Genomic DNA, 24,906 nt, shown 5'->3' with positions numbered 1-24,906 from the left:
CTTTCTTTTCAATCCGTTTTACCATTTTCGCTAGAAAATTGTCCTTAGTTTTCTAGTAAAAAACGATAAAATATCAATAAATATACTTTAATAGTATAACAAAAAAAAGCCTAAAAGGCTTTAATTTTGTCTAGAAGCTGAGGGTTACTTCTTTCCTCGAAAATGGTCATCAATAGCGTTGACAATTTTACCCATAATATAGCTGACTCTAAAATTTCTTAGGATTAAAATAGCCCAAAGTAAGGCCACGATATACCGTTGCTCCATGATGGATTCATTAAAGAAATAAGTCTCGGCAGCAGTAAATAAGGCCATAATTATAAATTGTTGTCTGTTCATCGTATTATGTCACAAAAATCCTTTTAATCTTCTGCTATGGTCACTTTATTCGCTAGAAATTCAAATCCTTGAGGAAGGACAGATTCCTCCACTTCTTCCTTAACGGGTTGACCTTGAGACGATTTAGCTTTAGCAGAGAAGTCTGCTCTGACTTCTTTCCACTCGTCCATAGATATAGCAAGAATCTCTGGTGAAAATCCCGCTGCTTGACTTAGGATATTACCAAACATGGTGTTGAGATTATCACGTTTCATGGTCTGACCAGCATTGAAGTTAGACTCAAATGCAAGAATGGCATGATGTTCATTAGCCGCAACAGGTTGAGAACCAACTAAAAGTGCCTTATCAGGACCTGACAAACTTTCAATAACTTCACCCCAAGCATTTTGAAGACGGATTAGATTTTGACGGGCTAAATCAGGATTTTCAACAGCTTCTTGAAGAATAGACTGAACCTTATTACGATCTACGCGATAAACTGACTTGCTGTTAACTGGACGACTCGGTGTTGGTGTAGTCTGCTTAGGACTCATGTTAACATTTGCCAGAGCCTGTTTCAATCGCGCAACTTCTTCTCTAAGTGAGGCTAATTCTCCACTTGTATCATCTGATAATGTTGGTTTTGAATCTATCTCTGCCAAACGAATGGTCATCATTTCAGCATAAATCTTAGGCTGTAAGCTAGCCTTGATATCAGCTAAACTACTTGTCGCAATTCCAATCATTTCAAACAAAACAGCCTGTGAAAGATCTAGGTTATCCTTAAAGAGATCACTATGGTGAGTATTCTCCCCACCAGTTTGAACAATCAAAATATCCCTTAGATACTGCAACAAATCCGTTACAAATCGTGTCATGCTTTTTCCGTTATCAAAAATCAAATTAAGATTTTCCAAAGCACGAGTCACATCTTTTTGTGCCAAGGCAGCCACATAATTATCCAAAGCACTTAGACTAATAGTCCCGGTAATTTCCTCAGAAACAACTGTTGTTAATCTAGCATCTTGAGTCAAGCTCAATGCTTGGTCTAAAATGGACAAAGCATCCCGCATACCACCTTCTGCTCTACGAGCGATAATCTCAACAGCTTCAGTTTCATAGGTAATCCCTTCCTTTTCTAAAATATGGAAGATATGATCTCGAATATCCTGAGTTCTAATAGATTTGAACTCGAAGCGTTGAACACGAGACAAAATAGTTGCAGGAATCTTATGAAGCTCTGTCGTTGCTAGGATAAAAACAACATTAGGAGTGGGTTCTTCGAGAGTTTTCAAAAGGGCATTGAAGGCTCCTGTTGAAAGCATATGAACCTCATCAATGATATAGACCTTATACTGAGCTATACTTGGAGCATAAGTTGATTTATCACGGATATCACGAATTTCATCCACCCCATTGTTAGAGGCCGCGTCCATTTCGATAACGTCTTCCAAGCTACCGTCTGTCACCGCCTGACAGATATAACAGTTATTACAAGGTTCTCCTCCCTCTTGATTAGGGCAGTTCATAGCCTTGGCAAAAATTTTGGCTACGCTGGTTTTTCCAGTTCCACGAGGCCCTGAAAAAAGATAAGCATGGCTGATCTTTTCCTGCTCTACAGCTTGTTTCAGAGTTTTTGCAACAATTTCCTGGCCTACTAACTGTGAAAATGTTTGACTTCTATATTTTCGATAAAGGGCCTGATACATTACGCTTTCTCCTCAAACATTGAAAAATTCCATTCGGTTTTCTCTAACAAAATAGCAACAAACTCTTCTAGATATTTCTGATCCAACTCATCATAATCATCAACAAGAGATGAATCTAAATCTAGAACGCCCAAAAGACGTCCCTCTTTAACCATCGGCACAACAATTTCACTACGAGCACTACTATCGCAAGAAATATAGTTTGGATAGGTTTTTACATCACCAACAATAACTGTTTGACGACTAGCTGCCGATTCGCCACAAACACCTTTTCCAAGAGCGATTCGTACACATGAAACTCCACCTTGAAAGGGTCCCAAGATCAGTTCATTCCCATCAAATAGATAGAAACCTGCAAAAACAGTATTGGGAAAGCTTGTTTTTAGCAGAGCACTGGCATTTGATAGATTAGCCAACACATTGGGCTCTCCTTCTAAAAGATAAGAGAGCTGTTCATTTATTGTTTGATAAAGTAATTCTTTTTCTGAATATAACATAAAACCATTATATCAAAAAATGCTAGTAGAAAAAAGAAAAATCCCTTGTTTTAAAAACAAAGGATTTTATTCAAATTCGAATGGATTAAAGTTCGATGTCTCCGAACAAGTCAGCCATTGAGAATCCTGTTTGAGTTTCAGGAAGTTCAAAATCACGTTTTTCTTGACGTTTTGGACGACGTGGACGTGGAGCGCGTTTTTCTTCTTTTTGTCCTTCTTCTTGAGCTGGACGTTCTTCAAGAGCTTTGATAGAAAGTGAAACGCGTTCTGCATCAGCGTTAACTTCAAGAACTTTAACAGTAACTTCTTGACCAACTTTAAGAGCTTCTTTTGGATTTTCAATACGTTTGTGTGAAATTTGTGATACGTGAACAAGTCCATCGATACCTGGCAATACTTCAACAAATGCACCGAAGTCAGTCAAACGTTTAACTGTACCTTCTACAACATCACCTTTAGCCAATTTTTGCTCAACGCCATCCCATGGTCCAGGTGTTGTAGCTTTAAGTGAAAGTGATACACGTCCTTCTTCTTCGTTAAGATCAAGGATTTTCACTTCAACTTCTTCACCAACAGTTACAACTGATTTTGGTGAAACGTTACGTTCGTGTGACAATTCAGTCAAGTGAACCAATCCGTCAACACCACCAAGGTCGATGAAAGCACCGAAGCTTGTGATACGTGCAACTTTACCAGTTACAACATCACCAACAGCCAATTTACCGAATACTTCAGCACGAGCTGCTGCAGTTGCTGCTTCTACAACTTCACGACGTGAAAGGATGAAGCGGTTTTCTTTAGGATCAACTTCTTTGATTTTAGCATCAAACTCTTGACCTACAAAACGCTCAGTGTTACGTACAAAACGAGTATCCAACATTGAAGCTGGGATAAATCCACGTACACCTTCAAATTCTACTGAAAGTCCACCCTTAACAGCGCGAGTTCCTTTAACTGTAACAACTTCTTCTTCGCGTCCTACAAGTTTGTCCCATGCTTTGCGAGCTTCAAGGCGTTTTTTAGATACAAGGTATGTTACTGTATCAGTATCTTTACCAACTACTTGACGAAGTACAAGAACATCCAATACTTCACCTACTTTTACAAAGTCATTGATATCTGCATCGCGATCGTTTGTCAATTCGCGAAGAGTCAAGACACCTTCAACACCAGTTCCAGAGATTGCAACGTTAGCTTGAGTAGCATCAACTGTCAATACTTCAGCACTAACAACATCACCTGGCTCAACTTGGCTAACGCTATTTAGCAAATCTTCAAATTCGTTCATCTAAAAAATCCTCCAACAATCAAGTTTTTCTTAAACTTGACATACTTATAATTTTTTCCTAAGCACCCGCAAAGACATGTTATATCGTTCACGTCCTTCAATTATAAAAATAAAATACCCTAAGATATTTTTCTTTTTATCCTTGAATTTATTACCTAAGAACTGGGGTAGCTGGATTCGAACCAACGCATGAGGGAGTCAAAGTCCCTTGCCTTACCGCTTGGCTATACCCCAAAAGTGAAATGGAGAGAGAGGGATTCGAACCCCCGAACCCGAAGGAGCGGATTTACAGTCCGCCGCGTTTAGCCTCTTCGCTATCTCTCCAATGTTCAACAAAAACTATTATATCATGAAAATTTACAAAAAACAAGCTTTATTTTGCTAAATTATAGTTTTCAATCAAAATTTCCACAGCTTTTTCAAGTTTTTTATAAAAACTATCGACATTTCCATTCTTTATGATCGCAAATTGATTATCTAGTTCAGCAATTTCACCAATAACCTTTTTACCAATCGTTAAAGTATACCCTTCATACTTTTCTTTACCAACTAAAACAGTTGCGTCTGTTAATTGAATTTCAATTTTTTTATCTTTTTTACTCATACGATACCTCTTTTCACTCTTCCTATTGTACAAGAAATTTAAAAAACTGGCAAGAAAAAACTCTTTATCAAGACAACCTTGATAAAGAGTTTTTGTGACAAAATCTAATTTTTTAATCTAGTGAAGACTCATCGTTAGTGGGTTGTACCACCCACTAATTTTATGTCCTTATCTTTATAATCTACGATAGCACCAATCGCAACTTCGATACCTCTGACGATATCAGTTAAATTCATAGATGCTGTATTAGGTTTATTGATCACCTGTTCTGTCATATAAGGAATATGCATAAAACCTGCTCTCATATCGGGAAATTTCTTATCCGCTAAATAGAGAGCCTGATACATCAGATGATTACAAACAAAGGTTCCCGCTGTATTGGAAACTGTAGCTGGTAGCCCTTCCTCTTTTATGGCTTGTACCATTGCTTTGATAGGGAGTGTGCTAAAATAGGCAGCTTCTCCATCTAGTCGAATAGGTGTGTCTATCGGCTGATTTCCTTGGTTATCTGGAATTCTAGCATCATCTTGATTGATAGCGACTCTCTCAGGAGTTAAACTCGCTCTTCCTCCTGCTTGTCCGATGCAAAGCACCGCATCTGGCTGAAAGCGGACAATTTCTGCTTCTAAAACCTCTGCTGATCGATAAAAGACCGTTGGGATTTCTACCCAATGAATTTCAGCTCCATGAATCTCTTTCGGTAATAATTTAACAGCTTCCAGAGCTGGATTAACCTTTTCACCACCAAAAGGATCAAAACCTGTTACTAATATTTTCATTTTATTTCCTTTGCTAAAATGCCAAAAAGTACATCAAAAATATATGTAGGATGATCATGATAACAGCCACTCCTACTTGAGCTTTGATAACCCCATTTGGATCTTTCATATCCAGGAGAGCTGCCGGTAAAGCATTAAAGTTAGCAGCCATTGGAGTTAATAAGGTTCCACAGCAACCTGCTGTCATTGCTAGAGCAGCGGCTACGATTGGATCAGCTCCCAAGGCAAATACAAAAGGAACTCCAATTCCAGCAGTAATAACAGTAAAGGCAGCAAAGGCATTACCCATTATCATGGAGAATAGAACCATCCCAAGGACATAAGCTACCACACCCATAAAACGACTGCCCGATGGAACTAAACCACTTATCAAGTGAGAAATCAGGTCTCCAACTCCTGCTACGGTAAATATTGCCCCTAAAGCACCTAAAAGTTGAGGCACAATCCCACTGGTTGAAACTTGTTGCACCATGCGATTGTTTTCTGCTAACAAACTTCTAGGAGAACTCTTAGTAATCAATAAAAGAGAGATGGTTGCGAAAAATGCAGCAAGACTGATAGCAATCTTACTAAACTCAGGGATCATTTTTGCTAATACCAAAGCAATCAAAGCCATTAACATGACTGGAATAAAAATTTTATTCTTTAGTTGTTTAGCTTCAATATTTGCCTTGACTTCATCCAGAGACGGTAAGGTGCCGATACGAACCTGTTTAAAGAGAGTTAGCAGGGCTAATAGCACTACGATAACTCCAATACAGACAGAAGGTAGATAGGAACCACCGATAAAACTGATGCCCAATAAAGCCCAAAACCCAGCCGTTCCAAAGCGAACTGGGTTTGTTTTATCTTTATAGCTACAATAAGCTGTATGAAGGAATTGACAACCAATCACAATATAGGTCAACTCTAATAACTGTCTTGCTAGATTGGTCATTCTTCTTTCCCTTTACTAACCTTATTTGCTAGCAGTTTTCTATCAAACAGGTAATTGTAAATCCCAACTATAAATAGGGCAATTCCTGCAACTATAAGCGAAGCTGAAGCAATTCCTGCATAATTACTTTCGTAACCTAATTGGTCCAGTGTGCCCCCTATCAAGAGGACACCGCCTGCACCAACGAAAGTGTTCTGAGCAAAGAAATTTGCAAAATTATCATTTGCTGCTGCACGCGCTTTTAGCGCTTCGCTCTCCTGCTCCGTTAATTTTCTACCTAATTGAGACTCTGCTGCTGCTTGTCCCATGGGTTGAACCAAAGGCCTTACAAACTGCGGATGTCCTCCTAAACGAATGGCAAAGAAACCATCGAGTTCCCGAAAAAAGAAATACACTGTATAAAAACTTCCAACTGTTAGTCCCTTTATCTTTTGAATCAAGTCAATCGAACGTTGCTTGAGGCCAAAAGTTTCAGATAAACCTACTAGTGGCAAGGTTACCATAAAAATCGTCAGAACTCGTTGATTACTAAATTCTTTTCCCAAAATTTCCAAGAACTCAACAAGAGAAACTCCAGAAACTAGAGCTGTAACTAAACTAGCTAAGACTACCGTTGCAATGGTATCTAATTTATAGATAAAACCAACCACAATGATAACTATCCCTATTAGTTTAATCCATTCCATATAGGCCCCTTTATTCCAAAAGTACTAGTCTGTTTTATTTGACATGACTTTCTAATTCTTTTTGGTATTTATTGTTTGATTCCAATTTTTCTTTTTGCCATTTTTCAAGAGCTGCTTGATATTCTTTAGCAGATACAATCTCTTTTTGCAATTTCATCCCCTTGAAGATGTATGGATCACCCTTAATACCAACTTGTGAGTATGGTTTAGAGAAAGGAACAATGTTGCTGACAACTGGTGAACCACCTGATGAAGCTGTTGGCATCAAGAGAGAACTATCAGTGAGCCACGCTTGAGCTTTAGCATATTTTTCATATCTCTTGTCCAAGTCGCTTGTCTCAGAAACTGCATCATCCAAGAGTTTCTTATATTCGTCCAAACCTAGTTGAGCTACTACTTCCTTGTCTTTCCCTTTAGTGATACCAAGGTGTTTCATAGCAGAACCGGTCTTAGGATCCATGATATTGAGATAACTTGCTGGATCTTGGTAGCTTGGAGCCCATCCAGTACTGTTCAAGTCATAGTCTTTTTGAGCAGGAACACGTGCTTGAGATGTAATGCTTTCCTTTTCATTGTCTGTCATCTGAAGGACGTCGATCACGACATTTTCAGAACCAAGAGTTGATTCGATTGATTGTTTAAAGGAATTGCTTTGTTGAACAGCAATTGTATCTGTTTGCTCAACTGGAACATCCAAGTGAATTGGGAAGGTTACACCTTTTGCTTCCAATTCTTTCTTAGCTTTTTCAAATGAAGCTTTGGCTTTGTCAGGATTGTAGATGGTATCTTTTCCGTCAATGAGCTCAACACCTTTCCATTGGTCTCCATAGTTGACCAATTCTTTTTGAGCGATATCACCAAAGTTTTTACCACCAGATTGTACAAAGTTATCTGGTACTAAGCTATTACGAATGATCTTGTCCGCACCATCTTCACCGTTGAGCTGGGCAGCATAAGAATGACGGTTGAAGGCAAAGTTGATTGCTTGACGGAAGTCCTTGTTCAACATTGCTTCTTTTGTAGAAGTTTTCTGTTCTTCACTTGTTTTCGCTGTCTTATTGAAAGATTGACGGTTTACGTTAAAGGTAAAGTAGTAACTAGTTGAATCTTGTGGACTGTATGTGATTTTATCTCCGTATTGTTCCAAAGTTGAGGCAAAGTTTGAGCTACTTGGGAAGAGACGAGCTGTTGTGTAAACACCTGAAGAGAAGCTACGGATCAAGGATTCTTGGTCTGAACCATCATAGTAAGTTAATTTAACTTTCTCGATTTTAACCTTCTCTTTATCCCAATAATTTGGATTCTTTTCATATTCGATTAAAGATTTTGAAGTCAATGTCTTCAAAATATATGGACCGTTATAAAGAATACCAGCTGGGCTGACCGTTCCATAATTCTTACCTGATGCTTTGAGGAATTCTTCATTTACTGGCAACATAGTTGCTGAAGTTACTTTTGAATTCCAGAAAGTTTCAGGTGCATTTAGAGTGTACTCAACAGTATAATCATCTACTGCCTTAACCCCAACTGTTGAGAAGTCGTTAGTCTCACCAGTCATATATTCATTCAAGCCCTTGATTGAGTTTTGAATAAGAGTGACACCGTCTGATTTGCCATCTGCTACGTGTTTCAATCCTGTAACAAAGTCATGCGCAGTTACTTCAGCGTATTCTTCACCTTCTGAAGTATACCATTTAACCCCTTTACGAAGTTTATAAGTATAAGTCAAACCGTCTTGTGAGACACTCCAATCCTCAGCGAGGGAAGGAATCAAATTCCCATACTCATCGTTTTCCAACAAACCATCAACGACGTTACCGATGATATCCGTTGTTGAAGTACGAGTTGCGATACTGTAGTCCAAAGATGATGGGTCTACTCCATAGACATAAGAGAAAGTTGTTGGTGCATCTGCTTCCTTGTCAGCTTTCCCACAAGCTACAAGAAGAACTGCTGTACTCAGGACCACTCCTGCTGTTAACATCCACTTTTTCGTTTTCATAAAGATCTCCTTTAATAATTTTTAATCTACTTTTACAATCCAACCTTCTGGTGCTTCAATGTCACCAAATTGGATACCTGTCAATTCATCGTATAGTTTACGAGTTACTGGACCAACCTCTGTTTCACTGTAGAACACATGGAAGTCATCACCGTGTTGGATTCCCCCAATAGGTGAAATTACTGCTGCAGTACCGCAGGCACCTGCTTCTACAAATCGATCCAAACTATCAATTGGTACATCCCCCTCAACAGGTTTCAAGCCCAAACGATGCTCTGCCAAGTAAAGCAATGAGTACTTGGTAATGGATGGCAAGATTGATGGACTCAATGGGGTTACAAACTCATTATCAGCTGTAATTCCAAAGAAGTTTGCTGAACCAACTTCTTCAATCTTAGTGTGTGTTGATGGGTCAAGATAAATAACATCTGAGAAATGACGAGATTTAGCCATTTTTCCTGGCAAAAGACTAGCTGCATAGTTCCCACCGACCTTGGCAGCCCCTGTTCCATTTGGTGCAGCACGGTCATACTCATCTTGAATCAAGAAGTTTGTTGGAACCAATCCACCCTTAAAGTAATTTCCAACTGGCATAGCAAAGATGGTAAAAATATACTCCTCAGCTGGTTTTACCCCAATGATATCTCCAACACCAATCAAGAGTGGACGGAGGTAGAGGGTTCCACCAGTTCCATAAGGTGGTACGTATTCCTCATTAGCACGAACAACGGCTTTACAAGCCTCTACAAACATTTCTGTTGGAACTTGTGGCATCAAGAGACGATCACAGGTACGTTGCAGACGTTTAGCATTTTCATCTGGACGGAAGAGTTGAATACTGCCATCCTTTGTACGATAGGCTTTCAATCCTTCAAATGCTTGCTGTCCATAGTGAAGACTCGGAGATGATTCTGAAATATGCAAGGTCGCATCTTCTGTTAATTCTCCTTGAGCCCATTGTCCATCTTTAAAATAAGCGATATAACGATAAGGTAGTTTCATATAGGAAAAACCGAGATTTTCCCAATCGATCGTAACTGTCATGACAATCTCCTTTATTCTAATCAAGCTTTGTGTTCTATTCTACACTATTCTCCTAAAAATTCAAGTATTATTTGTAATTTTCTGAAAATTTTACTTATAAAAAATCAGTCACTAGGACCGATTTTTAATTTTCTTTGATTTCTTTAAAGATTTCTTTGAGATAAGCATCAAAAACTTCTTCATCAGAAATGCGATCTGAGATAAAGCTTCCATTGCTTGTACGTTCTGATAGATTCAAATCTTGTAGGATTGATTCGTAAATCGTTCCATTATTGGATTGAATCACAAGTGTTTGTTCTCCATCTTCTACTTCTGTACTAAAGAGATCTCCAACAAATCCTTGTTCTGAGACCGCTCCAGCCAAGAATACGCGATGGGGTTTACTCTTTAATTCTCTTAGAACTTGAAGACCACGATTTGCACGACTGGTTGCTGGAATTTCCTCTGTTGAAACACGTTTCAAGCTTCCACGTTGCGTTAAAAGATAGAAAGAAGACGTATTGCAGATAAAGGCTGCTTGTATCACATCATCTGCTTTGAGATTCATGGCTTTGACCCCTGCAGCTTTGGCACCGATAACTGGCACTTCTTCGATGTTAAAGCGGAGGGCATAACCGTTTCGACTGATCAACAGAACATCATCCAATTTAATCGGAGCTACTGCTACAATCTGGTCAGTATCGTCTTTCAACTTAGCATATTTGACAGACTTAGAACGATAGGTTCTCCATGGAGAGAATTCTTTGCGTTCTACCCGTTTGATTTGTCCAAGTCGTGTTGCTGCAAAATAAGTTGTCGCATCATCAAATTGATCCACAACTTCTACATAGAGCACTTCTTCATTGGTTTCAAAGTTTGTAATAGACTGGCTCAAATGCTCTCCGATATCCTTCCAACGAATATCTGCCAACTCATGGACTGGTCGATAAATGACGTTCCCAAGCGTTGTAAAGATTAAAAGATGCTGGGTAGTTTTCACATTTTGAACGAATAGCAATCGGTCATCATCCCGTTTACCAATTTCTTCTAAGGTTGAAGCTGCAAAGGAACGAGGGCTAGTCCGTTTGATATAACCTGCCTTAGTCACGCTGACGTAAGTATCTTCTTCAGCGATAAGACTAGCTGTATCAATCTCAATCACTTTTGCTGTATCTTCTAAAGTGCTCAAACGTGGAGTTGCAAATTTCTTTTTGACCTCACGAAGCTCTTTCTTCATGAGATTGTACATAGTTCGTTCGTCACCGATGATAGCTGCAAGCATAGCAATCTTTTCACGAAGTTCTGCTTCTTCTTCTTGCAAGACAACCACGTCTGTATTGGTCAAACGATACAATTGCAAGGTAACAATGGCCTCAGCCTGTTCTTCTGTAAAATCATAGCTGACCTTGAGGTTTTCCTTGGCATCAGCCTTATTCTCAGAAGCACGGATAAGGGCAATAACTTCATCCAAAATCGAGATAACATGAATCAAACCTTCCACGATATGGAGACGTTTCTCAGCCTTTTCTTTGTCAAAGCGAGAACGCGCCAAGATCACTTCACGACGGTGGGCAATATAGCTAGACAAGATTGGCACAATCCCAACCTGACGAGGGGTGAAATTGTCAATCGCAACCATATTGAAATTGTAGTTGATTTGTAGGTCAGTATACTTGAAAAGATAGTTGAGAACAAGCTCGGTATTTGCATCTTTCTTCAGTTCGATCGCAATGCGAAGACCATCACGGTCAGACTCATCACGAACCTCAGCGATACCTGCCACCTTGTTATTGACACGGACTTCATCGATTTTCTTGACCAAGTTAGCCTTATTGATTTCATAAGGAATCTCAGTGATAACGATTTGTTCCTTACCACCTTTAAGCTTCTCAATTTCAGTCTTGGAACGAACAACCACGCGTCCTTTCCCAGTTTCATAGGCTTTTTTAATCTCATCACGACCTTGGATGATAGCTCCCGTAGGGAAGTCTGGTCCAGGCAAGAATTCCATCAACTTATCAACCTTGGCAGTCGGATGGTCAATCATATAAACCGTAGCATCAATGACCTCAGCCAAATTATGCGGAGGAATATCTGTGGCATAACCAGCTGAAATCCCAGTTGAACCATTAACTAAAAGGTTTGGAAAGGCTGCTGGCAAGACAGTTGGTTCTTTCTCGGTATCGTCGAAGTTCCAAGCAAAAGGAACTGTCTTTTTCTCGATATCCTGAAGAAGATAACCAGCAATCTCAGACAAGCGCGCCTCAGTATAACGCATAGCCGCAGGCGGATCTCCGTCCATCGAACCGTTGTTACCGTGCATTTCAACTAGAATCTCACGGTTCTTCCAGTCCTGAGACATACGAACCATGGCATCATAGATAGAAGAATCTCCATGTGGGTGGAAATTACCCATGATGTTCCCGACAGACTTAGCCGACTTACGGTAGCTCTTATCAAAAGTATTACCATCCTTATTCATCGAATAAAGAATACGGCGCTGAACCGGCTTCAATCCATCACGAATGTCTGGCAAAGCCCGGTCTTGAATGATATATTTGGAGTAGCGACCAAAGCGCTCTCCCATGATGTCCTCCAAGGACATATTTTGAATGTTACTCATATAGGATACAAAGCCCGTAAAATGCAAAGTGAAAATAGGAAATTCTTGCCGTGAGCGATGCTCACAAGAGAATTTATCTTTTTCACACAGTATTTAGGGCGTGTTCAACTCCTTTCAAAGAATGTAGAGTAGGTTTTTATAGACAAAGGTGTTCAGTTACTTTATATAACTAAACTATCCTTTCTGTAGTTTAAAGTTATGAATTATGTTCTTTATTTAATTAGTGTTTTGAAGTTTTTCCTCAGCATACTCAATCATCTTCTCAGTTACTTCCCTATCGTAGTCAAAGCCCATCTTTTGGGCAAGCCTTTGAGCTTCTTGGTGAAAAAGTTGCATCGTAGCCAATAAAGACTGAGTGATTTTGTCTAAACTTGAGAAATCAAGTAGATTTGAGAATTCCTTCTCCTTCTCAGCAGTCAAGTAGATAAAGAGATACTTGTAGTTTTTACCGATGTCGACTGCTTCTCTATCACTTGCCACCTTCCAAGCTAAGATTTTCAAGAGTTCTTGCTGGCAAATACCGTAGAGATGATCCGTCGCATAGATGACTTGCTTTCGACAAATTCCTTTGACCACGTAGGCTGACACCCACCAAAATTCATTACAAGATTTTTCAAAATCCGTCTCAGTAGCTGGGGTTATCCAGAAACGCTCTGGACTGGAAGAATAGGACTCAAACAAACCTTTCTCATCTACTAAAACTGTGAATCCTGCCTCACTATCCACCCACTCTTGAATATACTCCGTAGGACAGAGGGTCAAATCAATCCGATTTCCATCTTCAAATAGCATCAGATAAAGTCGACGGTTGCCTAGGACATTATGCTGCTCAATGATACGAGTGCCAAACTGGTCTAACCAAGAAAGATCACTCGTCAAATTATCTAAGTCGTCCACGACATAAACAACATCATAGTCTTGAAATTCGTCTGTTTGAACTTTTTGATTTGTACGTGAACCAGATAGTGCCACAGCTTCGACTTTTAAAGTTTCAGATATTTGTAAAATCAGATTCATCATTTCTGTTTCAGTTCTCATGGTTATAACTACTTAATTGTTTCTATATGTTATTAAAAATGTCTAATAAATCAGATTAATTCATATAATCCTACTTTAATCTTGTAATTTATAAAGAAGTATTTCTTTTCATCGATTTCAGAGTTAGATAAAAATATTGTTCTATTCTATATTTGCATTAATAGCAATTTTTGCAGCATAATATTTATCATAAATTAAATTTTTATCTAAATATTCTATTAAATCTTTGTTATAATGGATATCATTCATTAAATCAGGAGCATTTTTTAGTAAAAGAGAATAGAAAATCCCATCGAAGCCCCCTGTCTCCTGTACATATACAGGAATTCGAACATCTAGAGAATATTTTTCTTTACTCTTGATTTTTTTATTCCCACATTTAATTGCAACTCGATATTTCAAGTTACAACTTCTATCAACCAAAACATAAAAGTAAATATCATTCGCGCCCTGTTTTAAAATTTGAGTGCAACCAACGGTTTGTCGATTTATATCTTCACGCAGATCAAATAGTGGAATTTCACCACTATTTGAAGAACCACGTCCACTAGAACGCTTATAAAAACTCTTCTGATTTCTATCATAGAATACATGTAACTTTAGATGAGAAATTTTATGTACATTTTCATCAAATACTGAAATTTTTACAATGTCTAAATTTCTATTCTCTTCGAATTTAGCAACAAATTCATTAAATGAATATATAAGTAAGCTCTTAATATCTCCAGACTTTAAAATATCAGTAGTCTCTATATGTTTCTCTACTTCATCAATCTCTTTATATGTTTCTTTCTCACAGAATGTAAATTTAACAGTACATTTCCTCAATAAATCTTCCTTAGTTCCATTGTTATACACTAATAGCACAAATTTTTGATTTTTCTCATAAAATCCCCCATCATATTGAATGTCTGAAAAATCACTATTTTCTTTCTTAATCTTATATAACTCAATATTTGTTACTGCTTGAGTAGTACTTCTTTTATTTTCTACAGTTAGAATATTTAATATAAAATTTGAGTATAATCGTCGTCCAGAAGTTGTTGGTTCACGCATTCCATTTCTGTTATTTATGTTTGAAATATTACTCCCAATTATAGTAATTCTTTTTTTATTATTAAATCTATTTTTAAAAACATGTACTATAATTGGTCCCAAAATCGCAGATACTATCAGTGCTAATACTATCCACCACCACTGTTGTGATAATGGTAAATTATTTTGCTGGACATTTTGTATTGCTATAACCATACTTTTCTAAAACTCCTCAAAACACCATCTCCCCACTCTCTTCCAGCGTAAACTTGACATTATCCTCAATCCATTTACGGCGTGGTTCGACCTTATCACCCATAAGGACATTGACGCGACGTTCTGCGCGTGCTAGGTCTTCGATTGTGACACGGATAAGGGTGCGAGTTTCTGGATTCATAGTTGTTTCCCAGAGTTGGTCCGCATTCATCTCACCAAGACCTTTGTAGCGTTGGAGGGTAGCGCCTTTGCCGAACTGCTTGCGAAGTTCTTCTAGCTCGCCATCCGTCCAAGCGTAGGCCACTTCTTCTTTCTTGCCTTTGCCTTTAGACATCTTGTAAAGTGGAGGAAGGGCGATATAGACATGTCCAGCTTCAACTAGCGGACGCATATAACGATAAAAGAAGGTTAAGAGAAGTGTTTGGATGTGGGCACCGTCGGTATCCGCATCGGTCATGATAATAATCTTGTCATAATTAGCATCTTCAAGAGAGAAGTCTGCCCCCACACCAGCACCGATGGTATAAATCATGGTATTGATTTCTTCATTTTTGAGGATATCTGCCATCTTAGCCTTGGCTGTATTGATAACCTTACCTCGAAGAGGCAAGATAGCTTGGAACTTACGGTCACGGCCATGTTTAGCAGAACCACCGGCAGAGTCCCCTTCGACTAGATAGAGTTCATTCTTAGCTGGATTTTTAGACTGGGCTGGAGTTAATTTCCCAGAAAGTAAGCCCTTGTCTTTCTTATTCTTTTTACCATTACGACTCTCATCACGCGCCTTACGTGCTGCTTCACGAGCATCGCGAGCCTTGATAGCCTTGCGAATGAGATTGGAAGCCAGTTCACCATTTTCCATAAGGAAAAAGGTCAACTTATCAGCCACAATTCCATCTACAACAGGACGAGCAAGGGGACTTCCTAGTTTATCCTTAGTCTGTCCTTCAAACTGCAAGTGTTCTTCAGGGACTAAAATAGAAAGAACGGCTGCTAATCCTTCACGGTAATCGGACCCTTCAAGATTTTTATCTTTTTCCTTAAGAAGACCAGTCTTACGGGCATAGTCATTCATAACCTTGGTAATGGCAGACTTAAGTCCTGTCTCATGCGTTCCACCGTCTTTAGTACGAACGTTATTAACAAAGGACAAGATGTTATCTGAAAATCCATCATTATATTGGAGGGCTACTTCTACTTGGAAACCATTATCTTCGCCTTCAAAGTAAAGGACTGGCGTCAAGGTTTCCTTGTCTTCATTGAGGTAAGAAACAAAGTCTTGTACCCCATTCTCATAATGGAATTCAATTGCTTCATCTGTCCGTTTGTCTGTTAGTGACAAGGTAACATTCTTCAAGAGAAAGGCCGACTCATTGAGACGCTCTGAAATGGTATTGTATTTAAAGTCTGTCGTAGAAAAGATACTAGCATCCGGCATAAAGGTCACTTTGGTACCTGTTTTAGACTTAGGTGCAGTTCCAACCTTTTCAAGAGTTGTTACTGGTTTCCCACCATTTTCAAAGCGTTGTTTGTAAACAGTCCCATCACGTGTAATTTCTACTTCGAGCCAACTAGAGAGGGCATTCACGACAGAAGAACCAACTCCGTGAAGACCACCAGAAGTCTTGTAGCCACCTTGACCGAATTTTCCTCCAGCATGAAGAATGGTAAAAATAACCTCAACTGTCGGAATCCCCATAGCGTGCATACCAGTTGGCATCCCACGTCCGTGGTCTTGAACCGTTAAACTTCCATCTTTATTAATCGTTACATCAATGCGATCACCAAATCCAGATAAGGCTTCATCGACTGCATTATCGACAATTTCCCAAACAAGGTGATGTAGCCCAGCACCGTCAGTCGATCCGATATACATCCCTGGACGTTTACGAACCGCATCCAACCCTTCTAGCACCTGAATGGCGTCATCATTATAATTGTTAATATTGATTTCCTTTTTTGACACAAGGAACCTCCTATTTGTTCATCTTTTCTATTTTACAGGTTTTCTAAGGATTTTGCAAAATTTTCAAGTTAAAAGCCTATTCACAAGTCCTATTTAGTAAAAAATCACTCATTTCCACCCTAAAAAAAGAAACCAAGACGAGAGTCTCAGTTTTCTTTTCCTTTAACTTGACTTGTTGCAATATCTTCACCAAACCATTTTTGGCTAATTTCTTGGAATTTTCCTTCTTGATATAGTTCCACAAAAGCTTTGTTTAAATTGTCTAATAAGGTCTTATCCGCTGGTCTTACTCCAACTGCAAAAGACTCACTCTCAAAACCAGCTGGGAAAATCTCATACTGGTCTAATATCCCTTCCGTTTTAAGATAATAATTGGCATAAACACGGTCAATTAAAAGAGCATCAATCCGATCATTTTGCAAGTCAATCAAGGCTTCATTAAAGCTCTGATACTGGTTTGCTTTTTGATCTTTTACGATATTTTTCAACAGGTCAGGTTGAGCTTCAAAATCTAGATAACCAGAAGAACCCGCTTGGGCTCCCAAAATTTTATCTTTCATATCCGAAACCGACTGGATATTTTGAGATTTTTTAGAGACGAGAACCTGCTGATTCTCCATATAAGGAATGGTAAAAGCAACCTTTTCACGGCGTTCATCTGTTGCTGAATATCCATTCCAGATAGCATCAATAGTGCCGTTTTGAAGTTCTGTTTCTTTCATATCCCAATCAATGGGTTGAAACTGTACCTTGAACCCCAGTTTCTCAGAAACGGCTTGGGCTAAATCAATATCAAATCCAACATATTGCCCATTCTTTTCTTCAAATCCCATAGGAACAAAAGTATTGTCAAATCCGATAGTAATTGTTCCTTGTTGTTGGTATTTTTCCCAATTATCTACTTTAGGATTGCTAGCTTTTTGTGTGCATCCTACAAGGAAAAAAGCAAGAAAGAATACCAAAACAAGGCTGATTTTCTTTCGATTCATAGACACCTCCTACTTAGGCTCTACTTTGAGAATCTGGTCAGCAATATTCTCTGCAAACTGGAGGTCGTGGGTCACGACAATCTGCGTCATGCCTAAGTCTCGATTTTGTAAAATCAGTTTTTCAACTTCGAGACGCAACTCTGGATCAAGAGCCGAAGTTGGTTCGTCATAACCAATCACCTCAGGATCTATCATCATTGCACGTGCTAAGGCAACCCGTTGCTTTTGACCACCAGATAATGAGTATGGATAAGCATCTGCGTGAGCTTCGAGACCAAGACGAGTGAGTAAGTTGATTGCCTTCTTCTTTGTATCTGCTTCAGAAATCCCCATAGTCTTGATAGGTGACAAAATCAAATTTTCCATAACGGATAAGTGAGGAAATAGCTGAAAATCTTGAAAAACAAAACCTAACAAGTGACGCTTTTCAAGTTCATCCAGAGGTAGGGATTCTCCATTATAAAAGATCTCTCCTGAATCAATGGTCTCAAGTCCAGCTAACATTCTAAGTAAGGTTGTCTTTCCACCACCAGAAGGACCAACGATAGCCAAAATCTGCTTTTCAGGAATTGTTAAACTGAAATTGGATAAAATTTCTTTTTTTCCAAATTTTTTGCTGATATTTCTTAACTCTAACATGGATAACTCCCCTATCTATAGTAGCTGAACTTCTTCTCAAGTTTCTTAGCTAGGATTGTAACGATACCAATCATAAGCAGATAAATAGCACCTGCTAGAAACATTGGAATCAAGCTAGCATCACGATTGGCTGCAGTACGACTGGCTAGGATTAAATCTGAAATACCGAGTGCATAAACCAAAGAAGTATCCTTAACCAAACTCATAACCTCATTAAATACACTTGGTAAGACAATCTTGGTCACCTGTGGCAAAATGATATAACGAACGGTATCAATAGGATTAAATTTCAAAACCTTAGCTGCTTCGTACTGCCCCTGAGGAATGGTTGCAATCCCTCCACGGAAAATTTCAGCAAAATAGGCTGCATAATTAAGCGTGAAGGCAATAATCGCTGCAGGCACACGATCTAAACGAATCCCAATACTTGGAAGGACATAATAAATAAAAATTAGTTGCAAGAGTAAGGGTGTCCCGCGCATCACCCAGATATAGATATCAATCATGTAATGGAGGGGTTTCCAATGGACCTGTAAGCAAAAGGCAACCAAAATGCCTAAAGGGATTGAAAAAAGCAAGACCAGTGCAAAAACTTGTAAAGTCATTGTCGCACCGCTCAATAAACTTGGCAATATCTCGAATAAGTAAGACATATTCCACCTCCTAAAAATAATTGTTCCTATTATAGCATAAATAAACACAAAATCAAGGATTTTCAGAAATTTCCATGAATTTTTAAAACTTTAGCCTTAATTTCCGAACAATAGTATTCATAATATAAATTTTCTACTTACATAAAGTATCAGATGTCACAATTTGAGAAAAGATTCCTTTCCGTTTCTCTCCTATTTCATGGTATAATAGAAGCATGATGACAATAGTATTATTAATTTTAGCTTATTTATTGGGTTCTATCCCTTCAGGACTGTGGATCGGGCAAATCTTCTTTAAGATTAATCTAAGAGAACATGGTTCTGGTAATACTGGAACGACCAATACCTTTCGAATCTTAGGTAAGAAAGCGGGTATGGCAACCTTCGTGATTGACTTTTTCAAAGGAACCATCGCAACCTTACTCCCACTTATCTTTCATGTTCAAGGAGTTTCACCTCTAGTCTTTGGCCTTTTAGCTGTGATTGGGCATACCTTCCCAGTATTTGCAAGCTTTAAAGGAGGAAAAGCTGTCGCAACTAGTGCTGGAGTCATTTTCGGATTTGCTCCTCTATTTTGCCTCTATCTAGCAGTTGTTTTCTTCGGCACTCTTTATCTAGGCAGTATGATTTCTCTCTCTAGTGTTACTTCTGCCCTCGCTGCTGTACTTGGGGTGATCCTCTTTCCACTTATCGGTTTCCTACTGCCAAGTTACGATTTATTATTTGTAGTGATTATCCTAGCCCTCGCAAGCTTAATTATCATTCGCCATAAGGATAACATCAATCGTATTCGTAATAAAACAGAAAATCTTGTTCCCTGGGGCTTAAACCTCACACACCAAGAACCTAAAAAATGATTGAGAGAAAAAGTTTTTGAGAATCTAGCTCTACTACCACTCAAAGATTAAGGAAGAAATAGTATGCAACATAGTATTAGTGACCGTGAGTCTAACCAGCAAATCATTAAAGATTTTATCAGTAACTTCATCGGTTCGCTGAGTGGTAAAGCATTCAATTTTGCTTTAGGTTTGATGTTACTGGACCAAACAAAATCTGCTATGAGTTTTGGGATAAATATGATTATTTATCCTTTAGTTAGTTTGATTTTCTTGGTACCTATTGGCAATATAGTAGATAAGTACAACCATAAAAAGATTCTAACCTTTAATTTCATTTTTCGGATGCTTATCTTTCTCTTCTTTTACGCCTTCTATTTTTTAACGGATTCATCTAGTATCTTGTATCTGGTGATTCCATTCGTCGTACTCCACTCTATCACAGTCAATATCAGTGACACTTGTTATTCAGCTTCTATTCATGAATTAGTCAATGACAGAAAAATTCAACGATTAAGTTCTGTTACACAGACCGCCATCGCTATTGCAACTATGCTTTCTCCAGCTATCGGAGTTATTTTTTATAGTTGGATTGGTTTTGCAGGTTTTATTCTTATCGAAATCCTTGCAAACTTTCTATCCTTAGGAGTTCTGCTCACTATGAAATTTTACTACGAGTATGAAGAGCCTGAAACGGCGAACAAAAAAACTGGAAAAACAACTGTATGGAGTTAAAGAAATTATTCACTTTTTAAAAGAAAATCAGATTGTTAAATACATCATTCTTGTGAGTGTCGTTCTTAACTTCTTCTACACCTCTATCAGTATTGGAGTCCCATTTGTAGTCAAAGAACAGCTCCTCTTAGATAATGCAACCATTGGAATCCTTGAAACTATGTCAGCAATTGGAATGCTGCTAGCTAGTATTTCCATGTCACTACTACCGGACAAAAAAGAAAACAAACTCCTCTCTAATAAAATCAGCTTCCCTCTTTTTCTTCTAATCATTGCGATTATTGGTTTAGGAGTAACATTTTCAACAACCCAGTCTCAAATCTTTATTTCAACTCTTGGTGGTTTATTCATGGGAATCATCGCATTTACTCTGGTTATCTTAAATATTGTTGTCATGACCTACCTTCAAAGTACCATTGAAACTAAATTTTTAGGCAGAGTTATGAGTACCTTATTTACACTCAATACCTCTATTATGCCAATAGGGACACTTGTATTTACTTATTTATTCCAACAAGAAGTAAATGGTGGGGTCATCTTTATTGTTGGCGGTACTTGCCTTCTAATCTATACGATGTTCCTACTACCTCGCATTTTCAACCTTTTAAAAGCAAGTTCAAAGTGATTAATAATTGTAAGTGAAAAAACCCTTTTGATATCTTTACGAGGTATAATTCTTGATAAAATAAAGCGTCAGTTTCAAACCGACGCTTTTTTGTTTATTTAGATTTGATATAGTTGATACCATCTGCTTTCGGTGCAACAGCTTTACCAAAGAAGGCTGCTAGTACGACAATGGTCAAAAGATATGGTGCAATTTGCAAGTAAACGGCTGGAACTCCTTGCAAGAAAGGAAGTTGAGAACCGATAACTGCTAAACTTTGTGATAGTCCAAAGAAGAGACTTGAAAGCATAGCACCAACAGGATTCCATTTACCGAAGATCATAGCAGCAAGTGCGATAAATCCAGGCCCAACGATGGTTGTAACTGAGAAGTTAACGGAAATTGACTGAGCGTAGATAGCTCCACCGATTCCTCCAAGGAAACCTGAAATCACAACTCCAAGATATCTCATCTTGTAGACATTAATCCCCAAAGTATCTGCTGCTTGTGGGTGTTCACCAACTGAACGGAGGCGAAGTCCAAAGCGCGTTTTAAAAAGGACAAACCATGCTAAGAATGAGAAGGCAATTGCTAGGTAACCAAGTAAACTTGTTGACTTGAAGAAGATATCTCCGATAACTGGGATATTAGCCAAAAGAGGGAAATCAAAACGTCCAAAAGTTTGCGTTAAGTTATCCGTTTGTCCCTTGTTATAAAGTACCTTCACCAAGAAGACTGCCAAGGCTGGAGCCATCAAGTTAAGTACGGTACCACTGACAACATGGTCAGCACGGAAATGAATTGTAGCTACTGCGTGAATCAGTGAAAAGATAGCTCCAACCAATCCACCAACTAGAAGAGCCAACCAAGGTGTCGCCGCTCCTAAATCTTGTGCAAATTCAAGGTTAAAAACAACTCCAGAAAAGGCACCCATGACCATGATTCCTTCAAGACCAACGTTAACAACTCCACCACGCTCAGAGAAAACTCCTCCGATACTTGTGAAAATAAGTGGTGCTGAGTAAATCAACATTGAAGAAACCATAAGGGTTAACATTGTTGTAATCGACATCCTTATTTACCTCCTTTAAGTTGTTTTCTTGGTTTGACAAAGCGTTCGATGATGTAGTGAACGCTGACAAAGAAGATAATTGAGGCTGTAACGATACTTACAAGCTCAGATGGTACTTGTGCAGCATTCATACCAGGAGCACCTACTTGAAGAACACTGAAAAGAAAGGCTGCAAATAGAATTCCAACTGGTGAGTTTGCAGCAAGCAGACTTACCGCCATACCATTAAATCCAACTGCCAATGATGAACCTTGAACGTAGACGTTTTGGAAGGTACCAAGTCCTTCTACTGCTCCACCAAGTCCTGCAAGGGCACCAGAAATAATCATTGATAGAATAATGGTACGTTTCGCTGAAATACCAGCGTATTCAGAAGCATTTGGATTGAGACCAACTGCACGGATTTCAAAACCGAGAGTTGTCTTCTTAAGCAAGAACCAAATAACTGCTACTGCAATAATGGCAAAGAAAATCCCAATATTCATACGAGAGTTACCTGTTAACTCAGCAAGCCAAGGTGTTTGATAGGTTGCGTTTGCACTTACTCGGATAGATGAGTCTGTACTTTGCATGATATCTTTTGGGAAAGAGTGAATAAAGGCGTTACTTGTATAGAGAACAATATAGTTCATCATGATGGTTACGATAACTTCAGATGTTCCCAGATAGGCCCTTAAAATACCAGGAATAGCACCAACGATTCCTCCAGCCACTAGCGCAATGACAACTGTCGCAAGAATCAACAATGGACGTGGCAAATCTGGATTTGAAAGAGCGAACCAACCACTCATAACCCAACCAGCGAGTGCTTGTCCTGGAAGACCAACGTTAAAGAAGCCAGCACGACTCGCAACTGCAAATCCAAGAGCAATCAAGACTAATGGCCCCATTGCACGGAAAATTTCACCGATTCCACGAACACTACCAAAGGCTGTGTAGAACAACTCTTCATAACCCCAAATAGCATCGTAGCCAAAAATCCACATGACGATGGCTCCAAGCAAGATTCCAAGGATAACAGAAATCAAGGGAACCGAAATTTGTTGTAATTTTTTAGACATCACTCTTCTCCTTTTTCCAATTCACCACCAGCCATCAAGACACCAAGTTCTTGCTTGTTGGTTGTTTCTGGCGTTACAATCCCTTGAATCTTACCATCATGGATAACAGCGATTCTATCTGAGACATTTAGAATCTCATCTAGTTCAAAGCTGACTACAAGGACAGCTTTCCCATTATCACGTTCTTGAATCAAGCGTTTGTGAATGTACTCAATGGCACCGACGTCCAAACCACGAGTTGGTTGGCTAACGATGAGGAGATCCGGATTTCGATCAATCTCCCGAGCGATGATTGCTTTTTGTTGATTTCCTCCAGAAAGGGCAGAAGCTGGAACAATCTCACTAGCAGCACGAACATCAAACTCCTGCATTAATTTTTTCGCATAGTCAAGGATATTCGTATAATTTAAAATTCCCTTCTTGCTAAGAGGTTCTTTATAGTAGGTTTGAAGAGCGATATTTTCAGAAATCATCATTTCCAAAACCAAACCATCACGGTGACGGTCTTCCGGAACGTGACCAACGCTCAGTTCAGTAATTTGACGTGGATGCAATCCTACAATGGACTGGCCTTTCAATTCCACACTACCAGACTCAATCTTACGAAGTCCTGTGATAGCTTGGATCAATTCAGACTGACCATTCCCATCAATTCCGGCAATTCCGACAATCTCACCAGCTCGAACATCGAGTGAAAGATTTTTAACAGCAGGAACGCCACGGTTTTCATGAACAACCAAGTCTTTGATGGAAAGAACGACTTCTTTAGGTTGTGGTGCTTGCTTCTCAGTTTTGAAGGAAACAGAACGTCCCACCATCATTTCTGCCAAGTCAGCATTAGTTGCACCAGCAATTTCAACTGTTTCGATTGATTTCCCACGACGGATAACTGTAACGCGGTCAGAAACTGCACGAATTTCATCCAACTTGTGGGTAATCAAGATAATGGATTTGCCTTCTTTGACCAGGTTCTTCATGATAGCCATCAACTCATCGATTTCTGACGGCGTCAAAACGGCAGTTGGTTCGTCAAAGATAAGAATATCGGCACCACGATAAAGTGTCTTCAATATTTCAACACGTTGTTGAGCACCAACAGAGATATCTGCTACTTTGGCTGAAGGATCCACAGCAAGACCATAACGCTCCGATAGTTCGTTAATTTCTCGAGTTGCTCGAGCAATATCTAGGACACCATTTTTGGTCAATTCACTTCCCAAAATGATATTTTCAGCAACTGTGAAAGCTTCAACCAACATAAAGTGCTGGTGAACCATCCCAATTCCTAAGCTAGCTGCTTTTGATGGCGAGTCTAATTTTACAACTTGACCGTTGACCACAATTTCACCACTAGTTGGTTCTAGAAGCCCTGCTAGCATGTTCATAAGAGTGGACTTCCCAGCTCCATTTTCTCCTAAAAGTGCATGAATTTCACCTTTACGAAGTTCAAGGTTAATCTTGTCGTTAGCGACAAATTCACCGAAAACTTTGGTAATTTCACGCATCTCAATGACATTTTCGTGTGCCATGTGCTCTTCCTTTCAGAGTTTTATTTTATTTCAATAAAACCTGCTAAAGAAATTTAGCAAGCTCTAT

The 24,906-nt window shown here is 38.9% G+C and carries 21 protein-coding genes, 2 tRNA genes and 1 pseudogene; 2 read left to right on the top strand and 22 right to left on the bottom strand.

Annotated features, from left to right (window positions below; genetic code table 11):
* Positions 1-144: 144 nt before the first annotated feature.
* The 19 genes from QM460_RS00805 to QM460_RS00715 form a co-directional block, all read right to left on the bottom strand.
* On the bottom strand, positions 145-339 hold the full coding sequence (locus tag QM460_RS00805; RefSeq protein ID WP_001081607.1) for a DUF3272 family protein: 195 nt from the start codon (positions 337-339) through the stop codon (positions 145-147).
* Positions 340-362: 23 nt separating this feature from the next.
* On the bottom strand, positions 363-2,027 hold the full coding sequence (gene dnaX, locus QM460_RS00800) for a DNA polymerase III subunit gamma/tau (protein WP_414288850.1): 1,665 nt from the start codon (positions 2,025-2,027) through the stop codon (positions 363-365).
* Entirely contained in the window at positions 2,027-2,524 is a 498-nt protein-coding gene (locus QM460_RS00795; RefSeq protein WP_414288848.1) for a GAF domain-containing protein, read from the bottom strand. The genes dnaX and QM460_RS00795 overlap by 1 nt, the downstream gene beginning before the upstream one ends.
* Positions 2,525-2,609: 85 nt before the next feature.
* On the bottom strand, positions 2,610-3,812 hold the full coding sequence (gene rpsA / locus QM460_RS00790) for a 30S ribosomal protein S1 (protein WP_001001618.1): 1,203 nt from the start codon (positions 3,810-3,812) through the stop codon (positions 2,610-2,612).
* A 162-nt stretch (positions 3,813-3,974) separates the two neighbouring features.
* A tRNA-Gln gene (locus QM460_RS00785) sits at positions 3,975-4,046 on the bottom strand.
* Positions 4,047-4,055: 9 nt separating this feature from the next.
* A tRNA-Tyr gene (locus tag QM460_RS00780) sits at positions 4,056-4,136 on the bottom strand.
* A 49-nt stretch (positions 4,137-4,185) separates the two neighbouring features.
* Entirely contained in the window at positions 4,186-4,416 is a 231-nt protein-coding gene (locus tag QM460_RS00775; RefSeq protein ID WP_000037108.1) for a DUF2969 domain-containing protein, read from the bottom strand.
* A 134-nt stretch (positions 4,417-4,550) separates the two neighbouring features.
* Entirely contained in the window at positions 4,551-5,195 is a 645-nt protein-coding gene (pcp, locus tag QM460_RS00770) for a pyroglutamyl-peptidase I (RefSeq protein ID WP_414288847.1), read from the bottom strand.
* A gap of 13 nt (positions 5,196-5,208) precedes the next feature.
* On the bottom strand, positions 5,209-6,132 hold the full coding sequence (locus QM460_RS00765; protein WP_414288845.1) for a DUF979 domain-containing protein: 924 nt from the start codon (positions 6,130-6,132) through the stop codon (positions 5,209-5,211).
* Positions 6,129-6,818 (bottom strand): DUF969 domain-containing protein, encoded by a 690-nt coding sequence (locus QM460_RS00760; RefSeq protein WP_000454775.1) that lies wholly within the window; start codon positions 6,816-6,818, stop codon positions 6,129-6,131. The genes QM460_RS00765 and QM460_RS00760 overlap by 4 nt, the downstream gene beginning before the upstream one ends.
* A gap of 34 nt (positions 6,819-6,852) precedes the next feature.
* Entirely contained in the window at positions 6,853-8,820 is a 1,968-nt protein-coding gene (locus QM460_RS00755) for a peptide ABC transporter substrate-binding protein (RefSeq protein WP_414288844.1), read from the bottom strand.
* Positions 8,821-8,841: 21 nt separating this feature from the next.
* Positions 8,842-9,864: a branched-chain amino acid aminotransferase gene (locus QM460_RS00750; RefSeq protein WP_315638941.1), complete on the bottom strand. Its 1,023-nt coding sequence runs from the start codon at positions 9,862-9,864 to the stop codon at positions 8,842-8,844.
* A 124-nt stretch (positions 9,865-9,988) separates the two neighbouring features.
* Positions 9,989-12,466, bottom strand: a complete 2,478-nt coding sequence (parC, locus tag QM460_RS00745; protein WP_414288842.1) for a DNA topoisomerase IV subunit A — start codon at positions 12,464-12,466, stop codon at positions 9,989-9,991.
* Between the two features lie 216 nt (positions 12,467-12,682).
* A complete protein-coding gene (locus QM460_RS00740) occupies positions 12,683-13,504 on the bottom strand; it encodes an aminoglycoside 6-adenylyltransferase (RefSeq protein WP_414288841.1) in 822 nt (273 codons plus the stop codon).
* Positions 13,505-13,645: 141 nt separating this feature from the next.
* Positions 13,646-14,755, bottom strand: coding sequence for a hypothetical protein (locus QM460_RS00735; protein ID WP_375555111.1), 1,110 nt, complete (start codon positions 14,753-14,755; stop codon positions 13,646-13,648).
* Between the two features lie 16 nt (positions 14,756-14,771).
* Positions 14,772-16,721, bottom strand: a complete 1,950-nt coding sequence (gene parE / locus QM460_RS00730; protein ID WP_414288839.1) for a DNA topoisomerase IV subunit B — start codon at positions 16,719-16,721, stop codon at positions 14,772-14,774.
* A 146-nt stretch (positions 16,722-16,867) separates the two neighbouring features.
* On the bottom strand, positions 16,868-17,710 hold the full coding sequence (locus tag QM460_RS00725; RefSeq protein ID WP_414288838.1) for an amino acid ABC transporter substrate-binding protein: 843 nt from the start codon (positions 17,708-17,710) through the stop codon (positions 16,868-16,870).
* 9 nt (positions 17,711-17,719) lie between these two features.
* Positions 17,720-18,349: an amino acid ABC transporter ATP-binding protein gene (locus tag QM460_RS00720; protein ID WP_414288836.1), complete on the bottom strand. Its 630-nt coding sequence runs from the start codon at positions 18,347-18,349 to the stop codon at positions 17,720-17,722.
* Between the two features lie 11 nt (positions 18,350-18,360).
* Positions 18,361-19,002 (bottom strand): amino acid ABC transporter permease, encoded by a 642-nt coding sequence (locus QM460_RS00715; RefSeq protein ID WP_006153198.1) that lies wholly within the window; start codon positions 19,000-19,002, stop codon positions 18,361-18,363.
* A gap of 215 nt (positions 19,003-19,217) precedes the next feature.
* Between QM460_RS00715 and plsY the strand changes: the two genes are divergently transcribed.
* Together plsY and QM460_RS00705 are read left to right on the top strand one after the other, a co-directional pair.
* On the top strand, positions 19,218-19,859 hold the full coding sequence (gene plsY, locus QM460_RS00710; RefSeq protein WP_414288835.1) for a glycerol-3-phosphate 1-O-acyltransferase PlsY: 642 nt from the start codon (positions 19,218-19,220) through the stop codon (positions 19,857-19,859).
* Positions 19,860-19,922: 63 nt separating this feature from the next.
* A pseudogene (locus QM460_RS00705) lies at positions 19,923-21,198 on the top strand (MFS transporter).
* A gap of 94 nt (positions 21,199-21,292) precedes the next feature.
* On the opposite strand, the gene QM460_RS00700 reads toward QM460_RS00705, so the two are convergent.
* The 3 genes from QM460_RS00700 to QM460_RS00690 are packed head-to-tail and all read right to left on the bottom strand — an operon-like array spanning position 21,293 to position 24,839.
* On the bottom strand, positions 21,293-22,249 hold the full coding sequence (locus tag QM460_RS00700; protein WP_414288833.1) for an ABC transporter permease: 957 nt from the start codon (positions 22,247-22,249) through the stop codon (positions 21,293-21,295).
* A gap of 2 nt (positions 22,250-22,251) precedes the next feature.
* Positions 22,252-23,310 carry an ABC transporter permease gene (locus QM460_RS00695; protein ID WP_414288831.1) on the bottom strand — a complete coding sequence of 353 codons (1,059 nt, stop codon included), beginning with the start codon at positions 23,308-23,310 and terminating at the stop codon, positions 22,252-22,254.
* A complete protein-coding gene (locus tag QM460_RS00690) occupies positions 23,310-24,839 on the bottom strand; it encodes an ABC transporter ATP-binding protein (RefSeq protein ID WP_414288829.1) in 1,530 nt (509 codons plus the stop codon). The genes QM460_RS00695 and QM460_RS00690 overlap by 1 nt, the downstream gene beginning before the upstream one ends.
* Between the last annotated feature and the right edge of the window lie 67 nt (positions 24,840-24,906).

Source organism: Streptococcus infantis (assembly GCF_047464415.1).
In the GTDB taxonomy this organism is placed as follows: domain Bacteria; phylum Bacillota; class Bacilli; order Lactobacillales; family Streptococcaceae; genus Streptococcus; species Streptococcus infantis_AE.
Note: the sequence above shows the minus strand (reverse complement) of the source record. Positions and strands in the feature narration are given on the sequence as shown.

What these genes read in the sequence shown, in the direction of transcription:
- QM460_RS00695 (WP_414288831.1), bottom strand. Translation starts at nt 23,310, where the DNA reads ATGTCTAAAAAATTACAACAAATTTCGGTTCCCTTGATTTCTGTTATC.
- QM460_RS00700 (WP_414288833.1), bottom strand. Translation starts at nt 22,249, where the DNA reads ATGTCGATTACAACAATGTTAACCCTTATGGTTTCTTCAATGTTGATT.
- QM460_RS00735 (WP_375555111.1), bottom strand. Translation starts at nt 14,755, where the DNA reads ATGGTTATAGCAATACAAAATGTCCAGCAAAATAATTTACCATTATCA.
- rpsA (WP_001001618.1), bottom strand. Translation starts at nt 3,812, where the DNA reads ATGAACGAATTTGAAGATTTGCTAAATAGCGTTAGCCAAGTTGAGCCA.
- QM460_RS00715 (WP_006153198.1), bottom strand. Translation starts at nt 19,002, where the DNA reads ATGTCTTACTTATTCGAGATATTGCCAAGTTTATTGAGCGGTGCGACA.
- QM460_RS00725 (WP_414288838.1), bottom strand. Translation starts at nt 17,710, where the DNA reads ATGAATCGAAAGAAAATCAGCCTTGTTTTGGTATTCTTTCTTGCTTTT.
- QM460_RS00740 (WP_414288841.1), bottom strand. Translation starts at nt 13,504, where the DNA reads ATGAGAACTGAAACAGAAATGATGAATCTGATTTTACAAATATCTGAA.
- QM460_RS00755 (WP_414288844.1), bottom strand. Translation starts at nt 8,820, where the DNA reads ATGAAAACGAAAAAGTGGATGTTAACAGCAGGAGTGGTCCTGAGTACA.
- QM460_RS00690 (WP_414288829.1), bottom strand. Translation starts at nt 24,839, where the DNA reads ATGGCACACGAAAATGTCATTGAGATGCGTGAAATTACCAAAGTTTTC.
- parC (WP_414288842.1), bottom strand. Translation starts at nt 12,466, where the DNA reads ATGAGTAACATTCAAAATATGTCCTTGGAGGACATCATGGGAGAGCGC.
- QM460_RS00760 (WP_000454775.1), bottom strand. Translation starts at nt 6,818, where the DNA reads ATGGAATGGATTAAACTAATAGGGATAGTTATCATTGTGGTTGGTTTT.
- QM460_RS00795 (WP_414288848.1), bottom strand. Translation starts at nt 2,524, where the DNA reads ATGTTATATTCAGAAAAAGAATTACTTTATCAAACAATAAATGAACAG.
- QM460_RS00775 (WP_000037108.1), bottom strand. Translation starts at nt 4,416, where the DNA reads ATGAGTAAAAAAGATAAAAAAATTGAAATTCAATTAACAGACGCAACT.
- QM460_RS00805 (WP_001081607.1), bottom strand. Translation starts at nt 339, where the DNA reads ATGAACAGACAACAATTTATAATTATGGCCTTATTTACTGCTGCCGAG.
- pcp (WP_414288847.1), bottom strand. Translation starts at nt 5,195, where the DNA reads ATGAAAATATTAGTAACAGGTTTTGATCCTTTTGGTGGTGAAAAGGTT.
- QM460_RS00750 (WP_315638941.1), bottom strand. Translation starts at nt 9,864, where the DNA reads ATGACAGTTACGATCGATTGGGAAAATCTCGGTTTTTCCTATATGAAA.
- QM460_RS00720 (WP_414288836.1), bottom strand. Translation starts at nt 18,349, where the DNA reads ATGTTAGAGTTAAGAAATATCAGCAAAAAATTTGGAAAAAAAGAAATT.
- dnaX (WP_414288850.1), bottom strand. Translation starts at nt 2,027, where the DNA reads ATGTATCAGGCCCTTTATCGAAAATATAGAAGTCAAACATTTTCACAG.
- plsY (WP_414288835.1), top strand. Translation starts at nt 19,218, where the DNA reads ATGATGACAATAGTATTATTAATTTTAGCTTATTTATTGGGTTCTATC.
- QM460_RS00765 (WP_414288845.1), bottom strand. Translation starts at nt 6,132, where the DNA reads ATGACCAATCTAGCAAGACAGTTATTAGAGTTGACCTATATTGTGATT.